The organism is Cupriavidus basilensis OR16 (genome assembly GCF_000243095.1).
Classification (GTDB): domain Bacteria; phylum Pseudomonadota; class Gammaproteobacteria; order Burkholderiales; family Burkholderiaceae; genus Cupriavidus; species Cupriavidus basilensis_D.
In genome coordinates, this window is record NZ_AHJE01000399.1 from 1 (window position 1) to 438 (window position 438).

General features: G+C 63.9%; 1 pseudogene. It reads left to right on the forward strand.

The window, feature by feature from the left end:
• Positions 1-269 (forward strand): annotated as a pseudogene (locus tag OR16_RS42510) (acyl-CoA dehydrogenase family protein); the annotation flags it as partial.
• Positions 270-438: the final 169 nt, after the last annotated feature.

The following is a 438-nucleotide window of genomic DNA, read 5'->3' on the forward strand; positions in this document are numbered from 1 at the left end:
ACTGGCGCTATCGATGGCCTATGTGGCCGCCCAGGCGCTGGACGAAACCGACCCCGCCCAACGCCGCCGCATGCTCAGCGCCGCCAAGGTCACGGTAGCCAAGGCCGGCCGCTTCGTCAGTCATGCAAGCGGTGCAGCTGCACGGCGGGATGGGCATGACGGACGAACTGGCGGTTGGGGACTACTTCAAGCGGCTGACGATGATCGACCCGTTGCTGGGTGACAGTGATTTTCATGTGCAGCGGTATGGCGAGGTAATGGCGGCGTAAGCCCGGGCCGGGCAAACCAGCGGGAGAATTGGAACATCAACCCCGTGTAGCCGTCCCGCCCCCAGGCGGGAAACACAACGGAACCAGTGGGATCAAAACACCATTCGGCTTAGCCGTTATTTGCGCCCCCGGGCGCAAATAACCCGAGCGCGATGCGCAGCGAGCCGTC